Source organism: Methylobacterium sp. TK26 (assembly GCF_055361565.1).
In genome coordinates, this window is sequence record NZ_CM143965.1 from 4,141,175 (window position 1) to 4,156,930 (window position 15,756).

Annotated in this window: 13 protein-coding genes; 10 read left to right on the top strand and 3 right to left on the bottom strand. The window is 70.3% G+C overall.

All coding sequences use genetic code 11. The features are described 5' to 3' along the window. Positions 1-10 precede the first annotated feature (10 nt). Both ACXJ1Y_RS20180 and ACXJ1Y_RS20185 read left to right on the top strand, forming a co-directional pair. Positions 11-1,096: a glycosyltransferase family 2 protein gene (locus ACXJ1Y_RS20180; RefSeq protein WP_463847872.1), complete on the top strand. Its 1,086-nt coding sequence runs from the start codon at positions 11-13 to the stop codon at positions 1,094-1,096. Further along, on the top strand, positions 1,093-2,139 hold the full coding sequence (locus ACXJ1Y_RS20185; RefSeq protein WP_463847873.1) for a glycosyltransferase: 1,047 nt from the start codon (positions 1,093-1,095) through the stop codon (positions 2,137-2,139). Before ACXJ1Y_RS20180 ends, ACXJ1Y_RS20185 begins: the two co-directional genes overlap by 4 nt. A 9-nt stretch (positions 2,140-2,148) precedes the next feature. On the opposite strand, the gene ACXJ1Y_RS20190 is transcribed toward ACXJ1Y_RS20185, so the two are convergent. Continuing rightward, complete coding sequence (locus ACXJ1Y_RS20190; protein ID WP_243958686.1) at positions 2,149-2,331, bottom strand: hypothetical protein; 183 nt, start codon at positions 2,329-2,331, stop codon at positions 2,149-2,151. Positions 2,332-2,463: 132 nt separating this feature from the next. Here ACXJ1Y_RS20190 and ACXJ1Y_RS20195 point away from each other — a divergent pair, with 132 nt between their 5' ends. The 4 genes from ACXJ1Y_RS20195 (at position 2,464) to ACXJ1Y_RS20210 (ending at position 8,060) form a co-directional block, all read left to right on the top strand. Beyond that, positions 2,464-3,693, top strand: coding sequence for an efflux RND transporter periplasmic adaptor subunit (locus tag ACXJ1Y_RS20195; protein ID WP_463847874.1), 1,230 nt, complete (start codon positions 2,464-2,466; stop codon positions 3,691-3,693). 9 nt (positions 3,694-3,702) lie between these two features. Then, positions 3,703-6,837, top strand: a complete 3,135-nt coding sequence (locus ACXJ1Y_RS20200) for an efflux RND transporter permease subunit (RefSeq protein ID WP_463847875.1) — start codon at positions 3,703-3,705, stop codon at positions 6,835-6,837. Between the two features lie 71 nt (positions 6,838-6,908). Beyond that, on the top strand, positions 6,909-7,466 hold the full coding sequence (locus ACXJ1Y_RS20205; RefSeq protein WP_463847876.1) for a DUF4337 domain-containing protein: 558 nt from the start codon (positions 6,909-6,911) through the stop codon (positions 7,464-7,466). Positions 7,467-7,523: 57 nt separating this feature from the next. Next, a complete protein-coding gene (locus tag ACXJ1Y_RS20210; protein ID WP_463847877.1) occupies positions 7,524-8,060 on the top strand; it encodes a phosphate-starvation-inducible PsiE family protein in 537 nt (178 codons plus the stop codon). Positions 8,061-8,072: 12 nt separating this feature from the next. Here the strand turns inward: ACXJ1Y_RS20210 and ACXJ1Y_RS20215 are convergent, their stop codons facing one another. Beyond that, positions 8,073-8,591 carry a TspO/MBR family protein gene (locus ACXJ1Y_RS20215; RefSeq protein WP_463847878.1) on the bottom strand — a complete coding sequence of 173 codons (519 nt, stop codon included), beginning with the start codon at positions 8,589-8,591 and terminating at the stop codon, positions 8,073-8,075. Positions 8,592-8,706: 115 nt separating this feature from the next. On the opposite strand from ACXJ1Y_RS20215, the gene ACXJ1Y_RS20220 reads away from it, so the two are divergent. The 4 genes from ACXJ1Y_RS20220 (at position 8,707) to ACXJ1Y_RS20235 (ending at position 13,220) form a co-directional block, all read left to right on the top strand. Further along, positions 8,707-9,876 (top strand): trans-sulfuration enzyme family protein, encoded by a 1,170-nt coding sequence (locus ACXJ1Y_RS20220; RefSeq protein ID WP_463847879.1) that lies wholly within the window; start codon positions 8,707-8,709, stop codon positions 9,874-9,876. Positions 9,877-9,965: 89 nt separating this feature from the next. Then, on the top strand, positions 9,966-10,421 hold the full coding sequence (locus ACXJ1Y_RS20225) for a hypothetical protein (RefSeq protein ID WP_463847880.1): 456 nt from the start codon (positions 9,966-9,968) through the stop codon (positions 10,419-10,421). Positions 10,422-10,941: 520 nt separating this feature from the next. Continuing rightward, positions 10,942-11,871, top strand: a complete 930-nt coding sequence (locus ACXJ1Y_RS20230) for an AEC family transporter (protein ID WP_463847881.1) — start codon at positions 10,942-10,944, stop codon at positions 11,869-11,871. 119 nt (positions 11,872-11,990) lie between these two features. Then, a complete protein-coding gene (locus ACXJ1Y_RS20235; protein ID WP_463847882.1) occupies positions 11,991-13,220 on the top strand; it encodes an acyl-CoA dehydrogenase in 1,230 nt (409 codons plus the stop codon). 48 nt (positions 13,221-13,268) lie between these two features. Here ACXJ1Y_RS20235 and ACXJ1Y_RS20240 read toward each other — a convergent pair whose 3' ends face one another. Continuing rightward, complete coding sequence (locus tag ACXJ1Y_RS20240) at positions 13,269-15,683, bottom strand: penicillin-binding protein 1A (protein WP_463847883.1); 2,415 nt, start codon at positions 15,681-15,683, stop codon at positions 13,269-13,271. Positions 15,684-15,756: the final 73 nt, after the last annotated feature.

A 15,756-nucleotide genomic window follows, 5' to 3' on the forward strand; every position in this document is an offset into this window, starting at 1 on the left:
GAGGTCTTTCATGGTGCGTCCCTGCGTCGTCTGCGTCCCGGCCCGGAACGAGGCCGCGCGCTTGCCCCTCCTGCTCGACAGCCTCGTCGGCCAGGACGCCGGAGGCCCGATCCGGGTGGTGGTGCTGGCCAACAACTGCACTGACGGCATGGTGGAGGTGCTGCGCGAGGGCCAGGGGGCCGGGCGGTTCGAGGGGCTGGACCTGCGCATCGTCGAGGCCACCCTCGAAGGGGCGGACGCCCATGTCGGCACGGCACGGCGCATGGCGCTCGACGCCGGGGCGGACTGGCTCGCCGAACTCGGCGCGGAGGACGGAATCCTCCTGACCACGGACGCCGATGCGCGCCTTCCCGCGACCTGGGTCTCGGCCAACCTCCGCGCCCTGGAGAAGGCCGAGATCGTCGGCGGCCGCCTCGTGATCGACGGCGACGAGGACCTCGCGCCGGGCGTCACCGATCTCAACGCGCGGGTGGAGCGCTACTGGGCCGGCGTGCGCCGCCTTGAGGAATTGCTCGATCCGGCGCCGCACGATCCGGCCCCCCGCCATGGCGACCATACGGGTGCGAGCCTCGGCTTCCCGGTCTCGCTCTACCGCGCGGTGGGTGGCCTGCCGCCGCTGCCCTGCGGCGAGGACAACGCCCTCGTCGGCCTGATGCGCGACGGCGGCGCGAGGCTGCGCCATTGCCCCGAGGTCCACGTCCTCGTCTCGGCCCGCCGCGACGGGCGGGTCGCGGGGGGCATGGCCACGGAGATGGAGCGCCGGGCGCGGGCCGTCTCCGGGGAAGCCTATCTCCTTCCCGAGGCCGGCTTCTGGGAGCAGCTGGTGCTGCGCCGGGCCGCCCTGCGCCGCGCGTACGACCTGCCCGAGGAGGAGCGCGAGCCAGCCTGCGCCGCCCTCGGCCTCGGCTCGGGCGACCTCGCGGCGGTGCTCGCGACCGGTTGCCCCAACGCCATCGCCTTCGTGGAGCGCGCCGACCGTCTCATCGGGACGCGCTCGGCCCCGGCCCCCGTCTGCGACATCGACATCGCGCTGAAGGACCTCGCGGACATCGCCGCGCGGATCGAGCGGCGCGGCCGCGCCAGGAAGGCCGCGTGACCCGCGGCATCGGCTGGTACGTCCACCATCAGGGCGCGGGCCATCTGCAGCGCGCCCGTGCCGTCGCCACGTATCTGCAGCGGCCCTGCACGATCATCGGCACCCTGGCGGGGGCCGACACGACCGGCCTCGACGTGCTCGACCTCCCCGACGACCGCCCCCTCGGCGACGGCGCGGGCTTCGACGGCCAGGACGGCGAGGCCGAGCGGCCGGAGGCGTTCCACTACGCGCCCCTGCGCCATCCCGGACTGCGCGGCCGCATGGCCCGCATCGCCGCCTGGGTGGAGCGGACGGACCCGGCGTTGATCGTCGTGGACGTCTCGGTGGAGGTGGCCTTGTTCGCCCGCCTGCTCTCCGTGCCCACGGTGGTGGTGCGCCTCGCGGGCGAGCGCACCGACCGGCCCCATCGCGAGGCCTTCCGCAGCGCGAGCCGGGTGCTCGCCCCGTTCCCCGCCTCCCTCGAATCGCCGGGCACGCCGGATTGGGTCAGGGCGAAGACCTTCTACGCGGGCTTCCTCGGCGGCGCGCGGCCTGCGCTTGCCCGAGACGGGCAGGACGTCGTGGTGGTGTTCGGCAAGGGCGGGGAGGGCGGCGACTTCGGCGCCCTCGCGGCGGCGGCCCGCGCCGTGCCGGAGCGGACATGGCACGTCCTCGGCCCGGTATCGGGGCAGGGGGAGACGCCCGCGAACCTGCACCTGCACGGCTGGGTCGCCGATGTCGGGGCCTTCGTCGCGAAGGCGGCTGTTCTGGTCGGGGGAGGGGGCGACGGGCTCGTGGCCCTGGCCGCCGCCTATGGCAAGCGGTTCCTGTGCCTGCCGGAACCGCGCGCCTATGGCGAGCAGACGGAGAAGGCCGAGGCGTTGCACCGGCTCGGGGCCTCGCTGGTCCGGCCTGCGTGGCCGGCGGCCGAGGCGTGGCCCGGTCTGTTACGCGAGGCGCTGGCCCTCGATCCGGCGATCATCTCGGGCCTGTACGACCCCGAGGGGCTCACGCGCTGCGCCGCCTTCCTCGACGAATTGGCCGGGGAAGGCGGGTTGCGATAGTCTGGGGACTTACGAGATCAGGTCGAGCTTGTCGGCCTGCACGCCTTCGCTGCGGAGGGTATCGGGCAGGGCGGAATAATCGCGGTAGCCGGCTTCGCGCGCCATGGCGTCGAGGGCGGATTGCTCGTCCGGGGCCGAGCCCGTCCAGAGTACGGCGCCGTTGTTCTTCTGCCTGATCTGAAAGATGCTCATGGAACGGTCCCTTAAGTGGCCAGGCTCTCAGCGCGACAACGCGGTCTGTCAGCGCTGGTTGCAGCGTGGCCGTGATGATCGGGGCAAGACGACCCGCCATCAAAACGCCGGGTGCCCGGCGGATAACCTGCCATGTCTCCGTACCGGCGCCAGCGAGCTTTCCCTGTGACGATCCGTTCCGCGCACGCCGCGTCCGTCCTTGCCCTCGTGCTGCTGGCCTCGCCGGCCCGCGCCGTCGAGCCCGCCTCCGTGCCCGAGCCCGCCGCCATCGCCCCGGCCGTGACCGTGGTGCACGCCGAGCGGCGCGAGATCGTGGAGAACGCAGTCGTCACCGGCACGCTGGTCCCGCGCGACGAAATCCTCGTCGCCCCCGAGGTCGAGGGGCTGCGCATCACCGAATTGCTGGTCGAGGAAGGGGACCGGGTCGCGAAGGGGCAAGTCCTCGCCCGCCTGTCGAACGAGATGATCGCGACGCAGGAAGCCTCCAACGTGGCCTCCATCGCCCGCGCCGAGGCGGCCATCGTCCAGGCGCAGAGCCAGATCGTCCAGGCCGAGGCGGCCGAGACCGAGGCGCGGCTCTCCCTCGAACGCGCCCAGACCCTGAGCAAGACCGGCAACGCCACGGCGGCGGTGCTGGAACAGCGCGCCTCCGCCGCGCAGGGCGCCACCGGCCGGGTCGCCGCCGCGAAGGGCGGGCTCCAGGCGGCCCAGGCCGACCTCGCCACGGCGAAGGCGGCGGGCGCCGAGATCGCCCTGCGCCGGGCCCGCACCGATCTCCGCGCCCCCGAGGCCGGCATCGTCAACCGCCGCACCGCCCGCGTCGGCGCCACGGCGACGGCGGTGGGCGAGCCGCTGTTCCGCCTGATCGCCCGGGGTGAGATCGAATTGGAGGGCGAGGTGCCGGAGACCTGGCTCGCCCGGCTGAAGGTGGGCGATCCCGCCCGGCTCACCCTCGATCCGGGGCGCGCCGTCGCCGGCTCGGTGCGCCGGGTCTACCCGGAGGTGGACCGCATGACCCGCCTGGGCAAGGTGCGCATCCGCCTCGCCGACGACCCGGCCCTGCGCATCGGCGCCTTCGGCCGGGGCAGCATCGAGGTCGCCCGCCGCGAGGGCATCGCGGTGCCGGTGTCGAGCCTGATCTACGCCGCCGACGGGCGGGCGAGCCTGCTCGTCGTGAAGGACGGGCGTGTCGAGGCGCGCAAGGTCACGCCGGGCCTCTCGGCCCAGGGCTTCACCGAGATTCGCGACGGCGTGGCGGCGGGCGAGCGGGTCGTGGCCCGCGCCGGCAGCTTCCTGCGCGACGGCGACCGGGTGCGGGCGGTGGAAGCCGCCCCGCCCCCTTCCGTCGCCGAAGCGCGCTGAGGACGAGCGATGCGCCTCAACGTCTCCGCCTGGGCGATCCGCAAGCCGCTGCCCTCCATCGTGCTGTTCCTGGTGCTGATGGTGCTGGGGCTGGTGAGCTTCCGCTCGCTGCCGATCACCCGCTTCCCGAACATCGACATCCCGATCGTCTCGGTGACGATCACCCAGGCCGGCGCCGCGCCCTCCGAGTTGCAGACCCAGGTGACGAAGTGGGTCGAGGATTCGGTGGCCGGGGTGAAGGGCGTGAAGCACGTCCTCTCCACCATCACCGAGGGCATCTCCACCACGACCATCGAGTTCCGGCTGGAGATCAATCAGGACCGCGCGGTCAACGACGTGAAGGATGCGATCTCCAAGATCCGCATCAACCTGCCGCGCACCATCGATGAGCCGATCATCTCCCGCGTCGAGATCGCCGGCCTGCCGATCATGATCTACGGCGCCTCGGCGCCCGCCATGACGCCGGAGGACCTGTCGTGGTTCGTGGACGACGTCGTCGCCCGCGGGCTCCAGAGCGTGAAGGGCGTCGGCGGCGTGGAGCGCCTGGGCGGCGTCGCCCGCGAGATCCGCGTCACCCTGAAGCCCGACCGGCTGCTGTCGCTCGGCATCACCGCCGCCGACGTGAACCGGCAATTGCGCCTCACCTCCGCCGACATGGCCGGCGGCCGCGCCGAGGTCGGCGGGCAGGAACAGTCCATCCGCGCGTTGGCGGCCTCGGCCAGCCTCGACACCCTGGCGGCCACGTCCATCGTCGTGCCCGGCAACCGCAAGGTGCGCCTCGACGAGCTGGCGACCCTCTCCGACACGGCCGAGGAGCCGCGCACCTTCGCCCGGTTCAACGGCGAGCCGGTGGTGGCCTTCGCCATCTCCCGCGCCACGGGGGCGAGCGACGCCGATGTTTCCATGGGCGTCGCCAAGAAGATCGAGGCGCTGCACGAGGCCAACCCCGATGTGCGCTTCGACCTGATCGACACCAGCGTCACCAACACGATCGGCAATTATCACTCCGCGATGATGGGGCTGATCGAGGGCGCGGCGCTCGCCGTGATCGTCGTGCTCCTGTTCCTGCGCGATTGGCGGGCGACGGTGATCGCCGCCGTGGCGCTGCCGCTCTCGGTGATCCCGACCTTCTGGGTCATGAGCGCGATGGGCTTCTCCCTCAACGCGGTCAGCCTGCTCGCCATCACCCTCGTCACCGGCATCCTCGTGGACGATGCCATCGTGGAGATCGAGAACATCGTCCGGCACATGCGGATGGGGAAGTCGCCCTACCGCGCCTCGCTGGAAGCCGCCGACGAGATCGGCCTCGCGGTCATCGCCATCACGGCGACCATCATGGCGATCTTCGCCCCCGTCTCCTTCATGGGCGGCATCGCCGGGCAGTACTTCAAGCAGTTCGGCCTCACCATCGCGGCGGCGGTGTTCATGTCGCTGCTGGTGGCCCGCCTCATCACGCCGCTGCTCGCCGCCTACTTCCTGCGCGACCACGGGCCGGACCACAGCCACGAAGGTCCGGTGATGCGGGGCTATACCCGCCTCGTGCGCTGGTCCGTGCGCCACAAGTACATCACGCTGGTGCTGGGGCTCGCCTGCTTCGTCGCCTCCATCATGTCGACCGGCCTGCTGCCGGCGGGCTTCCTGCCGGCCGAGGATCAGGCGCGGACCCTGTTCGTGGTGGAATTGCCGCCGGGCGCCCGCCTGCCGGACACGGTCGCCATCAGCGACAGGCTGGTGGACCGGATCCGCACGCTGCCGGAGGTGAAGAGCGTCTTCGTGGATGGCGGCCGGCAATTGCCCGGCAAGAAGGAGGTGCGGCTCGCGAGCCTCACCATCAACCTTACCCCGAAGAACACCCGCCACCGCACGCAGAAGCAGGTGGATGCCGAGGTCGCCGCGATCCTGCGCGAGGAGCCGGACATCCGCTTCTGGGCCCTGCGCGAGGGCGGCCAGCGCGATCTCGCGCTGATCGTCGCCGGCCCGGACAAGGCGGTGGTGGCCGATGTCGCCGCCCGCCTGCAGCGCGAGGCGGCGCAGGTGCCCCACCTCGTCAACGTGATGTCGACGGCGCCGCTGGACCGCACCGAGATCCGCATCCGCCCGAAGCCGGCGGTGGCGGCCGATCTCGGCGTCTCCACCGACACCATCGCCGAGACGGTGCGGGTCGGGACCATCGGCGACATCGGGCTCAACCTCGCCAAGTTCAACGCCACCGACCGGCAGATCCCGATCCGGGTGCAACTCCCCGAGACCCTGCGCGGCCAGCTCTCCGAGATCGGCGCCATGAAGGTGCCGGTGAAGGGCGGGCAGGCCGTGCCGCTGGAGACGGTCGCCGACATCTCCCTCGGCCAGGGCCCCACCGCCATCGACCGCTACGACCGCGCCATCCGCGTCGCCATCGAGGGCGACATGCAGGGGTCGGACGCGCTCGGCGAACTGATCTCGCAGGTGCTGAAGCTGCCGGCGGCGAAGGACCTGCCGCCGGGCGTCACCATCAAGCAGACCGGCGACGCCGAGGTGATGGGCGAGGTGTTCGAAGGCTTCGCCCTGGCCATGGGCGCCGGGCTGATGATGGTCTTCGGCGTGCTGATCCTGCTGTTCGGCAACTTCCTTCAGCCGCTCACCATCCTGTTCTCGCTGCCGCTCTCCATCGGCGGCGCGATCCTGGCGCTGCTGATCGTGCAGAAGCCGATCTCCATGCCCGTGGTCATCGGCATCCTGATGCTGATGGGCGTGGTGACGAAGAACGCGATCATGCTCGTGGACTTCGCTGTGGAGCAGATCCGCGAGGGCGTCGACCGGACGACGGCTATCGTCGATGCCGGCCGCAAGCGCGCCCGTCCCATCGTGATGACCACCATCGCCATGGCCGCCGGCATGATTCCCTCCGCCATGGCGCTCGGCATCGGCGGCGAGTTCCGCTCGCCCATGGCCATCGCGGTGATCGGCGGGCTCATCGTCTCGACGGGCCTGTCGCTGGTCTTCGTGCCGGCGATCTTCGTGCTGATGGACGATCTCTCGCGGTTCATCGGCCGGCTGCTCGGCCGCTTCGTGGGCGAGCGCGACGATCCGCTCGACGCCCCCGCCTACGACCACCCCTCGGCCTCCAACGACGGGCACCGGCCGCCCCGCGTCGCGGCGGAGTAGCGCGAAGGCCCTTGCGCTTCGCGCCGCGATAAGGTGTCTCCCGCCCGGGACACGAACGGGGGAGTACGGGCATGTCGGGTGGTCACGGGTCGGGGGGAAGCTCGAACAAGCGCGTGGCGCTGCTGATCTCGGTGCTGGCCCTGTTCCTGGCCTTCAGCGAAACCCTCGGCAAGGCGTCGCAGACGGAGGCGCTGGGCTCCAACGTCGAGGCGTCGAATCTCTGGGCGTTCTTCCAGGCGCGGACGATCCGCATGACGGTGATCCGCACCGCCGACGAGGCGGTCGCCCTCCTGCCCCCCGGCACGAGCCAGGAGGCGATCCAGGCCAAGCGCGCCGAATGGGCGAAGACCCTCGCCCGCTACGATTCGGAGCCCGCCACCGGCGATGGCCGCAAGGAACTCACCGCCAGGGCCAAGCTCGCCGAGGAGCGCCGCGACCTCTCGCTGCTGCGCTACCACCATTACGAACTGGCCTCGGCCGCCTTCCAGATCGGCATCGTGCTCGCCTCCGCCGAGGTCATCACCGGCATCGCCGCCCTGGTCTTCGCGGGCGGGGCGCTCGGTATCGCGGGTGCGGCGCTGCTCGCCTTCGGCTACCTCGCGCCGCACAGCCTGCCGTTCCTGCACTGAGCCCGGTATTCCCTTCGAACGGCTGCGCTCTACACCCACTCAAGACGGGGGAATGTCATGCCCGAGCGGGACGAGAACCAGGATCAGGGCCGCCTGACGCGGGCCGCGAGCTTCATCTTCCTGCACACCGAGCACGCGATCTACGCGGCGCTCGGCCTGCTCTTGGCCCTTACAGCCCTGGCCGCGCTCACCGAGGCGGTGGTCCTGACCTGGGGCGCCCTGCGCTCGCTCGGCGGGGCGGACCAGATCCTCGAGGTGGTGGACCGGCTGCTGTTCCTGCTGATGATCATCGAGATCCTGCACACGGTGCGGGTCTCGATGCGGTCGGGCAAGCTCACCGTCGAGCCGTTCCTGATCGTCGGGCTGATCGCCTCGATCCGGCGGGTGCTGGTCATCACCCTGCAATCCTCCGAACTTACCCACGCGAAGGACATGACGCCGGAGAAGTATGCGCTGTTTCAGGCGGCGATGATCGAGCTCGGCGTGCTCGCCGGCCTGATCATCGTGATGGTCTTCGCGATCTTCCTGCTTCACCGCGCCCGCGACGACGGCAAGCCGGCGGGCGAGGAATCGCACGAGCAAGCCGGCGGGTGAAGCCGACGCCCCTCAATTGAGGCGCAGCACCGCCGCGTTCAGGATCGTCGCGAAGGCGACCCAGCAGGCATAGGGCACCAGGAGCCACGCCGCCGCCCGGTCGAACCGCCACGTCAGGCGGATCGTCCACAGCACCATTACGAGCAGCGCCGCGACGACGATCAGCCCGAGGCCGATGGCGTGGGCGCTGAAGAAGACTGGCGTCCAGGCCGCGTTCAGGGCCATCTGGACGAGGAAGGCGGCGAGCGCCAGCCGCCAGCCCTCGCGGCTCGGCCCGGTGAGCGGGCGCGCCCCGAGGAGCCTCCACAGCGACACGGCGATCATGGCGTAGAGCACGGTCCAGGCGACGGGGAACACCCAGTCGGGCGGGTTGAACCACGGCTTGTTGAGCCCGGCATACCAGCCGCCGATCTCGGCCTGGGTCGAGACCGAGCCGATGAACGCCGTCGCGGCGACCGGCACCACCGCGCAGGCGAGGCGCAGCCAGGGCCGCAGGGCGGGGCCTTCCGGGACATGGGTGGCGGCTGTCATGGCGGCTCGTCGGTTGGCATGGGTTGCGGCGGCCCCGCCATCGTGTCAGCGCGGGCGCGGATCGGGCAGGACAAATCGGATGTCAGGCACTAACGCATCAGAGGCGCCGGGTGGCATGCCGGACGACGCGCAAGCGGTGGATTTCTCGCGGCGGAGCCTCGCCGCGCAGGCGATGGGCCATGTCGACCCGACCACCCGCGCCGTGGTGATGCCGCTGCACGTGGCGACGACCTTCATCCGCGACCCGGACAACGGCTATTCCTCGGGCTTCTCCTATGCCCGGCCCGACAACGCCACCGTCCGCGAGGCGGAAGCGGTGCTCGCCATGCTGGAGGGCGCGCAGGCGGGGGCCATGCTGTTCGGCTCGGGCATGGCGGCGGCGACCGCCGTGTTCGGCGCCCTCGAGCCCGGCGACCACGTGGTCGCGAGCCACGTGATGTACTGGGCCCTGAAGCGCTGGCTGCGCGCCGAGATGCCCCGGCGCGGCATCACGGTGGATTTCGTCGGCACCGACGATCTCGATGGCCTGAAGGCCGCCATCCGCCCCGGCGCGACGAAGCTCGTCTGGATCGAGACGCCCGGCAACCCGCTCTGGACCGTCACCGACATCGCCGCCGCCGCGGCCCTCGCCCACGAAGCCGGCGCGCGGCTCGCGGTGGATTCCACCGCCGCCTCGCCGTTCCACACGCGCCCCCTCGACCTCGGCGCCGACATCGTGATGCATTCGGCCACCAAGATCCTGAACGGCCATTCCGACGTCGTGGCCGGCGCCCTCATGGGGGCGAAGGCGGATGCGTTCTGGGAGCGGATCGCCGGCATCCGCGCCGGCAGCGGCGGCATCCTCGGTCCGTTCGAGGCCTACCTGCTGATGCGCTCCCTGCGCACGTTCCACCTGCGGGCGGCGGCGCAATCGGCCGGCGCGGCGAACCTGGCCGCGCGGTTCCAGGGGCATCCCCATGTGACGCATGTCCTCTATCCCGGCCTGCCGGGCGATCCCGGCCATGCCGTGGCCGCCCGCCAGATGAACGACGGGTTCGGCTTCATGCTGTCGCTGCGGGTCGCGGGCGGCGAGGCGGCGGCCATCGCCACCGCCGCGCGGGTGCGGCTGTGGAAGCGGGCGACGTCGCTCGGCGGCGTCGAGAGCCTGATCGAGCACCGTGCCTCGGTGGAGGGGCCGGACAGCCCGTGCCCGCCGGACCTCCTGCGCCTCTCGACGGGGATCGAGGCCCCGGACGACCTCTACCGCGACCTCGACGCCGCCCTGGGGGCCGCGCACGCGGGGTGATGGATCGCCGCTGGTGCCGAAAGGCGGGCTGGCGCGTTGTCGCGCACATCCGCCACGGCGCCCGGCGCCCCTAGCCCGCGAGACACCCGATGAGACCGCTTCTCCCCGCCGCGTTCCTGCTCCTGGGCTTCGCCGCCCACGCCCAGGCCGACACGGTGCCCGACCTCGACGTGGAGAAGACCTGCCGGTCGTCCCAGGTCGCGGATCCCGGCGTCAACGACAAGGCGAGCTACGAGGGCTGCCTGCGCTCCGAGAAGGACGCCAAGAGCCAGGCCGAGAAGCATTGGAGCTCCTACGCGCCGGCCGCGAAGCGGCAATGCGAGGCGCAGTTCAAGGCCGGCGGCTACCCGTCCTATGTCGAGATGATCACCTGCCTCGAACTCGCGACGGGCGTGGTGCCCGGCCAGAATACCGGCGACACCGGCGTCGGCGGAAAGGGCACGGCCAAGTCGGCCGGCGTCGAGGGCCAGGACGGGCAGAACCTCACAAAGGAGCCGAGCCCCAGCCAGCGGACGGACCCGCTGAAGGTGCTCGAAAAGAAGTAAGGCCGGCGCAAACAACCGCCAAGAGTATTTCCATAATAACAACAAACGTAGAATTGAAAATACTCAAGAACTATACGCTCAAGGCCTCGATCCCTTGAGCGGATTACATTCATATGCAAAGCAATTAGCGTGATCGAGCGGAAACGCCAGGATGTCCAGATCCCGTGCCCGGTGAGCCGCCGGGTGCCTGCGGGCGACGGCATCGCTCGGTCATTCGGAGACGCCGAGATGTGGTTCCTGCCACGGATCAGCGTTCTTGTGGTGGTGAGACGAGTGCGGAGGACCAGCTGGCATCTGATCCTCCGCGTTAAGCTCGGGTAATCACCGACAAGAAGGTCCGGGGCGGTGAAAGCCGCCTCGGGCCGCTCCGAAAATATGGAGCCGGTGCCGAAGAGCGGTCAAGGGCCCCGTAGGTTGTACTGCGAAGTCTACCCTGCGTTCTTCGAGGGTCTGGCCGGCGCATCGCCGTGCTATGCGCCGGCAAAGCTCGCTGTCGAGCCCGCGCCAGATTGCCGGATCCGTGAACGCCCTCACCATCATTGCCCCGATCTTCGGGATCGTCCTGATCGGCTGGGGCGCCGCGCTGACGGGGCTGATCTCCGACAAGGTGAGCGACGGGCTCTCGGAATACGTCTTCGCGGTGGCGGTGCCCGCGCTGATCGTCGCGACGCTGACCCGGCCGGGGATGAGCGGCGAGATCGCGTGGTCGTACTGGGTGTCGTATTTCGGCGGCGCGGCCCTGTCGTGGCTCATCGGCACGCTCATCGCCAAGCGGCGGGCCGGGGTGGAGCGGCGGGGCGCGATCCTGCACGGCTTCGCGGCGAGCCAATCGAACACGGTGTTCGTCGGCGTGCCGATGATCCTGCAGGCCTATGGCGAGGAGGGGGCCTTTCCCCTGTTCATGCTGCTCGCCGTCCACCTGCCCCTAATGATGGGCAGCGCCACGTTCCTCATCGAATCGGATTCTGACAAGCCGATCCTCGCGCGCCTGCGGGGCCTCGTCCTGGTGCTGCTGAAGAACCCGATCTTCGTCGCCCTGATCGTCGGCATGGTGCTGAAGGCGACGGGCATCACCCCCTCGGGCATCCCGAAGGCGCTGATCGAGTCCTTCGCCGGCACGGCCTCCACCTGCGCCCTCGTCGCCCTTGGGGCGGGGCTGAAGCGGTACAAGGTACTGTTCGATCTGAAGGGCGCGGTGGTCATCGCGCTGCTCAAGAACATCCTGCATCCCCTCGCGGTCTGGCTGCTCGCCTTCCACGTCTTCTCCATGCCGCCCGCCTATGCGGGGGTGGCGACGCTGTTCGCCGCCATGCCGGTGGGCATCAACGCCTACCTGATGGCCGCGCGCTACAAGACCGAGATGGGCATGATCGCGGCCTCGGTGCTGGTCTCGACGCTGATGGCGCCGCTCTCGGCACTGTTCTGGCTCACCGTCCTCGGCAAGGCCTGACGGCAAGGCCTGACGGGAAGGGCGGCGCGTCACCCGTCGCGTTGGACGCCGGGCGGCAGGGGTTTAGGTTGGGCCCACGACAGCGGGCCACGAGACCCGCGCGACCCTGCGAGGAACCCATGAACGCCCCGATGCGCCCCCCGGGCAGCGCCTCCCCCTCCGCCCCGCCCTCCGCGCGCTTCGTCTGGGACGACCCGTTCCTGCTCGACGAGCAGCTGACCGAGGACGAGCGCGCCATCCGCGACGCCGCGCAGGATTTCGCCCGCGAGCGGCTGCTGCCCGGCATTGTCGAGGCCTACGCGAACGAGAAGACCGATCCCGGCCTGTTCCGCGAGATGGGCGAGCGCGGCCTCCTCGGCGTGACCCTGCCGGAGGAATACGGCTGCGCGGGCGCGAGCTACGTCGCCTACGGGCTGGTGGCGCGGGCGGTGGAATCGGTCGATTCCGGCTACCGCTCGATGATGAGCGTGCAATCCTCCCTCGTGATGTACCCGATCCATGCCTACGGCTCGGAGGAGCAGCGCCGGAAGTACCTGCCGAAGCTCGCCTCGGGCGAGTGGATCGGCTGCTTCGGCCTCACCGAGCCGGATGCGGGTTCGGACCCGGCGGGCATGACGACCAAGGCGGTGCGGACGGCGGACGGCTACCGCCTGTCGGGCGCCAAGATGTGGATTTCGAACGCGCCCTTCGCGGACGTGTTCGTCGTCTGGGCGAAGTCGGAGGCGCACGACGACGCCATCCGCGGCTTCATCCTCGAAAAGGGGATGAAGGGCCTCTCGGCGCCGACCATCAAGGGCAAGCTCTCATTGCGCGCCTCCACCACGGGCGAGATCGTCATGGAGGACGTCGAGGTCGGGGAGGACGCGCTGCTGCCGAACGTCTCCGGCCTGAAGGGTCCGTTCGGCTGCCTCAACCGGGCGCGCTACGGCATCTCCTGGGGCGTCATGGGCGCGGCGGAGGATTGCTGGCGCCGGGCGCGGGACTACACGCTGGAGCGCAAGCAGTTCGGTCGCCCCCTGGCGCAGACGCAGCTCGTCCAGAAGAAGCTCGCCGACATGCAGACCGAGATCACGCTGGGCCTCCAGGCCTCGCTGCGGGTCGGGCGCCTGATGGACGAGCACAAGATGGCGCCGGAGATGATCAGCCTGATCAAGCGCAACAATTGCGGCAAGGCGCTCGACATCGCCCGCGTCGCCCGTGACATGCACGGCGGCAACGGCATCATGGGCGAGTACCACGTGATGCGGCACGCCCAGAACCTCGAAACGGTGAACACCTACGAGGGCACCCACGACGTCCACGCCCTGATCCTCGGACGGGCGCAGACGGGATTGCAGGCGTTCTTCTGAGGTCGCATCGTCCCCTCTCGCCGTCGGCGGCGAGAGGGGAGGGGAAGCTCAGTACACCCCACCCGCCTGGGCGGCCGCGTCGGCGTTCGGCGCGGCGGCGGCGGGGGCGCTGCTGGCCGGGGCCACGTAGGCGTCCGGCGGGGCGGTGCCCGGCTTGAACGCTTCGAGGATCGTGCCGGCCCCTTCGCCCGAGCCGGCGCGGGTGCCGGAGGCGAGGTTGACGCGGATCAGCTTGATGCCCGGCGGCACGCGGAACGGCGTCGGCGGCTTGTCCTTCAGCGCCTGCTTCAGGAAGTCCAGGGCGATGGGGCCCGCGAGGCCGCCGCCGGTCGCCCGGTCGCCCAGCGAGCGCGGCTTGTCGTAGCCGATGTAGATGCCCACCGCGAGGTCGGGGGAGAAGCCCACGAACCACGCATCCTTCGCGTCGTTGGTGGTGCCGGTCTTGCCGGCCAGCGGCTTGCCGATCTGCTTCAGGATCGTGGCGGTGCCCCGCTGGACGACGCCCTCCATGATCGAGACCATCTGGTAGGCGGTGAGCGGATCGAGCACCTGCTCGGAATCGTCCACCAGTTTCGGCTCGTCCTGGCCCGACCACTTCTCCGCGTCGCAGCCGACGCATTTGCGGTTGTCGTGCCGGTAGATCGTCTCGCCGATCCGGTCCTGGATCCGGTCGATGAGCGTCGGGCGGATGCGGCGCCCGCCATTGGCGAGCATCGAATAGGCGGTGACCATGCGCATCACCGTCGTCTCGCCCGCGCCGAGCGACATCGGCAGCACCGGCAGCAGGTCGTCGTAGACGCCGAAGCGGCGGGCGTACTCCGCGATGAGCGGCATGCCGACATCCTTGGCGAGCCGCACCGTCATCAGGTTCTTCGAATGCTCGATGCCGTAGCGCAGGGTGTGCGGGCCGCCGGACTTGCCGTCGTAGTTCGAGGGCGTCCACGCCTCCTGGCCGGGGCCGGCCTCGATGGTGATCGGCGTGTCGAGCACGATGGAGGAGGGGGTGTAGCCGTTGTCCAAAGCCGCCGAATAGACGATCGGCTTGAACGACGAACCGGGCTGGCGCATCGCCTGGGTGGCGCGGTTGAACTCGGATTCGTCGTAGGAGAAGCCGCCGACCATCGCGTGCACGCGGCCGGTGTTCGGGTCCATGGCGACGATGCCGCCGGAGACCTCCGGCCGCTGGCGCAGGCGGTACTGGTTGCGCCCGCCATCCATGGCCTCGACATAGACCATGTCGCCCGGCCGCAGGTTCGGCCGCCCGGCCCAGCGCATCCCCTCGGGGGTGATCACGCCGGTCTCGCGATCCTTGGAGATCTGGCCGGAGGCCTCGCGGCGGGGCTGGAGCCCCACCTGGATGCCGCTCGCGCCGGAGCCCAGCACCACGGCGAGACGCCAGGGGGCGACGTCGCCCAGCGCCGGCACCTCGGAGGCGGCCTGCCCCCAATCGCGGCCGGTCAGATCGACATGGTTCGCCGGGCCGTGCCAGCCATGCGCCTGATCATAGCGCACGAGGCCGTCCACCAGCGCCTTGCGCGCCCAGGCCTGCATCTTCGGATCGAGGGTGGTGCGCACGGAGAGGCCGCCCTCGTAGAGCTTCTTCTCGCCGTAGCGCTCGGAGATCTCGCGGCGGACCTCCTCGGTGAAGTAGTTGGCGATGGAGCCGTTCGGGAAGGCCACGCGGGGGTTCACGCCGAGCGGCTGCTTCTTGGCGTTCTCCTCCTCCTCGCGGGTGATGTAGCCGTTCTCCCGCATCAGGCGGATGATCTCGTTGCGCCGGTCCAGCGCCGCCTGGGTCTTGCGGTAGGGGTGGTAGTTGTTCGGCCCCTTCGGCAGCGCGGCGAGATAGGCCGCCTCGTTGATCGTCAATTCGTGGACGGACTTGCCGAAATAATCGAGCGCGGCGGCGGCGACGCCGTGCAGGTTCCGGCCCGGCACGATGGTGCCGAGGAAGATCTCGTTCAGGTAGAGTTCGAGGATCTTGTCCTTCGAGTAGGCGGCCTCGATGCGCAGGGCGACGAGGGCCTCCTTGATCTTGCGGTCGTAGGTCTGCTCCGCCGAGAGCAGGAAGTTCTTGGCCACCTGCTGCGTGATGGTGGAGGCGCCCTGCTTCTTGCCGCTCTTGGCGTTGGTCAGGATCGCACGGACGATGCCCTCGGGGTCGATGCCGCCGTGCTTGTAGAAGTTCTTGTCCTCGGCCGAGAGGAAAGCCGCCACGACGATCTTCGGCATCGCCTGGATCGGCAGGTACAACCGGCGCTCGCGGGCATATTCGGCCAGCAGCGAGCCGTCCGCCGCGTGGACGCGGGTCATCACCGGGGGCTCGTAGTTGGCGAGCGCGGCGTGGTCGGGCAGGTCCTGGCTGTACTTCCAGTAGAAGTAGCCGGCCACCACGGCACCGACGCAGAACAGCACCGCGCCGGCACTGAACAGAATCCCGAAGAAACGAAGGATCAGACGCATCCGGTTTTCCGCTCGCCGCCAGCCCGGAGATGCACCGATTCTCGGCGCAATCGGCTCCCGGACGCTGCCCTCA

Bases quoted from the DNA above. Each gene is read 5' to 3' on its own strand.
- ACXJ1Y_RS20180 (WP_463847872.1), top strand. From the start codon at position 11: ATGGTGCGTCCCTGCGTCGTCTGCGTCCCGGCCCGGAACGAGGCCGCG.
- ACXJ1Y_RS20190 (WP_243958686.1), bottom strand. From the start codon at position 2,331: ATGAGCATCTTTCAGATCAGGCAGAAGAACAACGGCGCCGTACTCTGG.
- ACXJ1Y_RS20195 (WP_463847874.1), top strand. From the start codon at position 2,464: ATGTCTCCGTACCGGCGCCAGCGAGCTTTCCCTGTGACGATCCGTTCC.
- ACXJ1Y_RS20200 (WP_463847875.1), top strand. From the start codon at position 3,703: ATGCGCCTCAACGTCTCCGCCTGGGCGATCCGCAAGCCGCTGCCCTCC.
- ACXJ1Y_RS20205 (WP_463847876.1), top strand. From the start codon at position 6,909: ATGTCGGGTGGTCACGGGTCGGGGGGAAGCTCGAACAAGCGCGTGGCG.
- ACXJ1Y_RS20210 (WP_463847877.1), top strand. From the start codon at position 7,524: ATGCCCGAGCGGGACGAGAACCAGGATCAGGGCCGCCTGACGCGGGCC.
- ACXJ1Y_RS20215 (WP_463847878.1), bottom strand. From the start codon at position 8,591: ATGACAGCCGCCACCCATGTCCCGGAAGGCCCCGCCCTGCGGCCCTGG.
- ACXJ1Y_RS20220 (WP_463847879.1), top strand. From the start codon at position 8,707: ATGCCGGACGACGCGCAAGCGGTGGATTTCTCGCGGCGGAGCCTCGCC.
- ACXJ1Y_RS20225 (WP_463847880.1), top strand. From the start codon at position 9,966: ATGAGACCGCTTCTCCCCGCCGCGTTCCTGCTCCTGGGCTTCGCCGCC.
- ACXJ1Y_RS20235 (WP_463847882.1), top strand. From the start codon at position 11,991: ATGAACGCCCCGATGCGCCCCCCGGGCAGCGCCTCCCCCTCCGCCCCG.
- ACXJ1Y_RS20240 (WP_463847883.1), bottom strand. From the start codon at position 15,683: ATGCGTCTGATCCTTCGTTTCTTCGGGATTCTGTTCAGTGCCGGCGCG.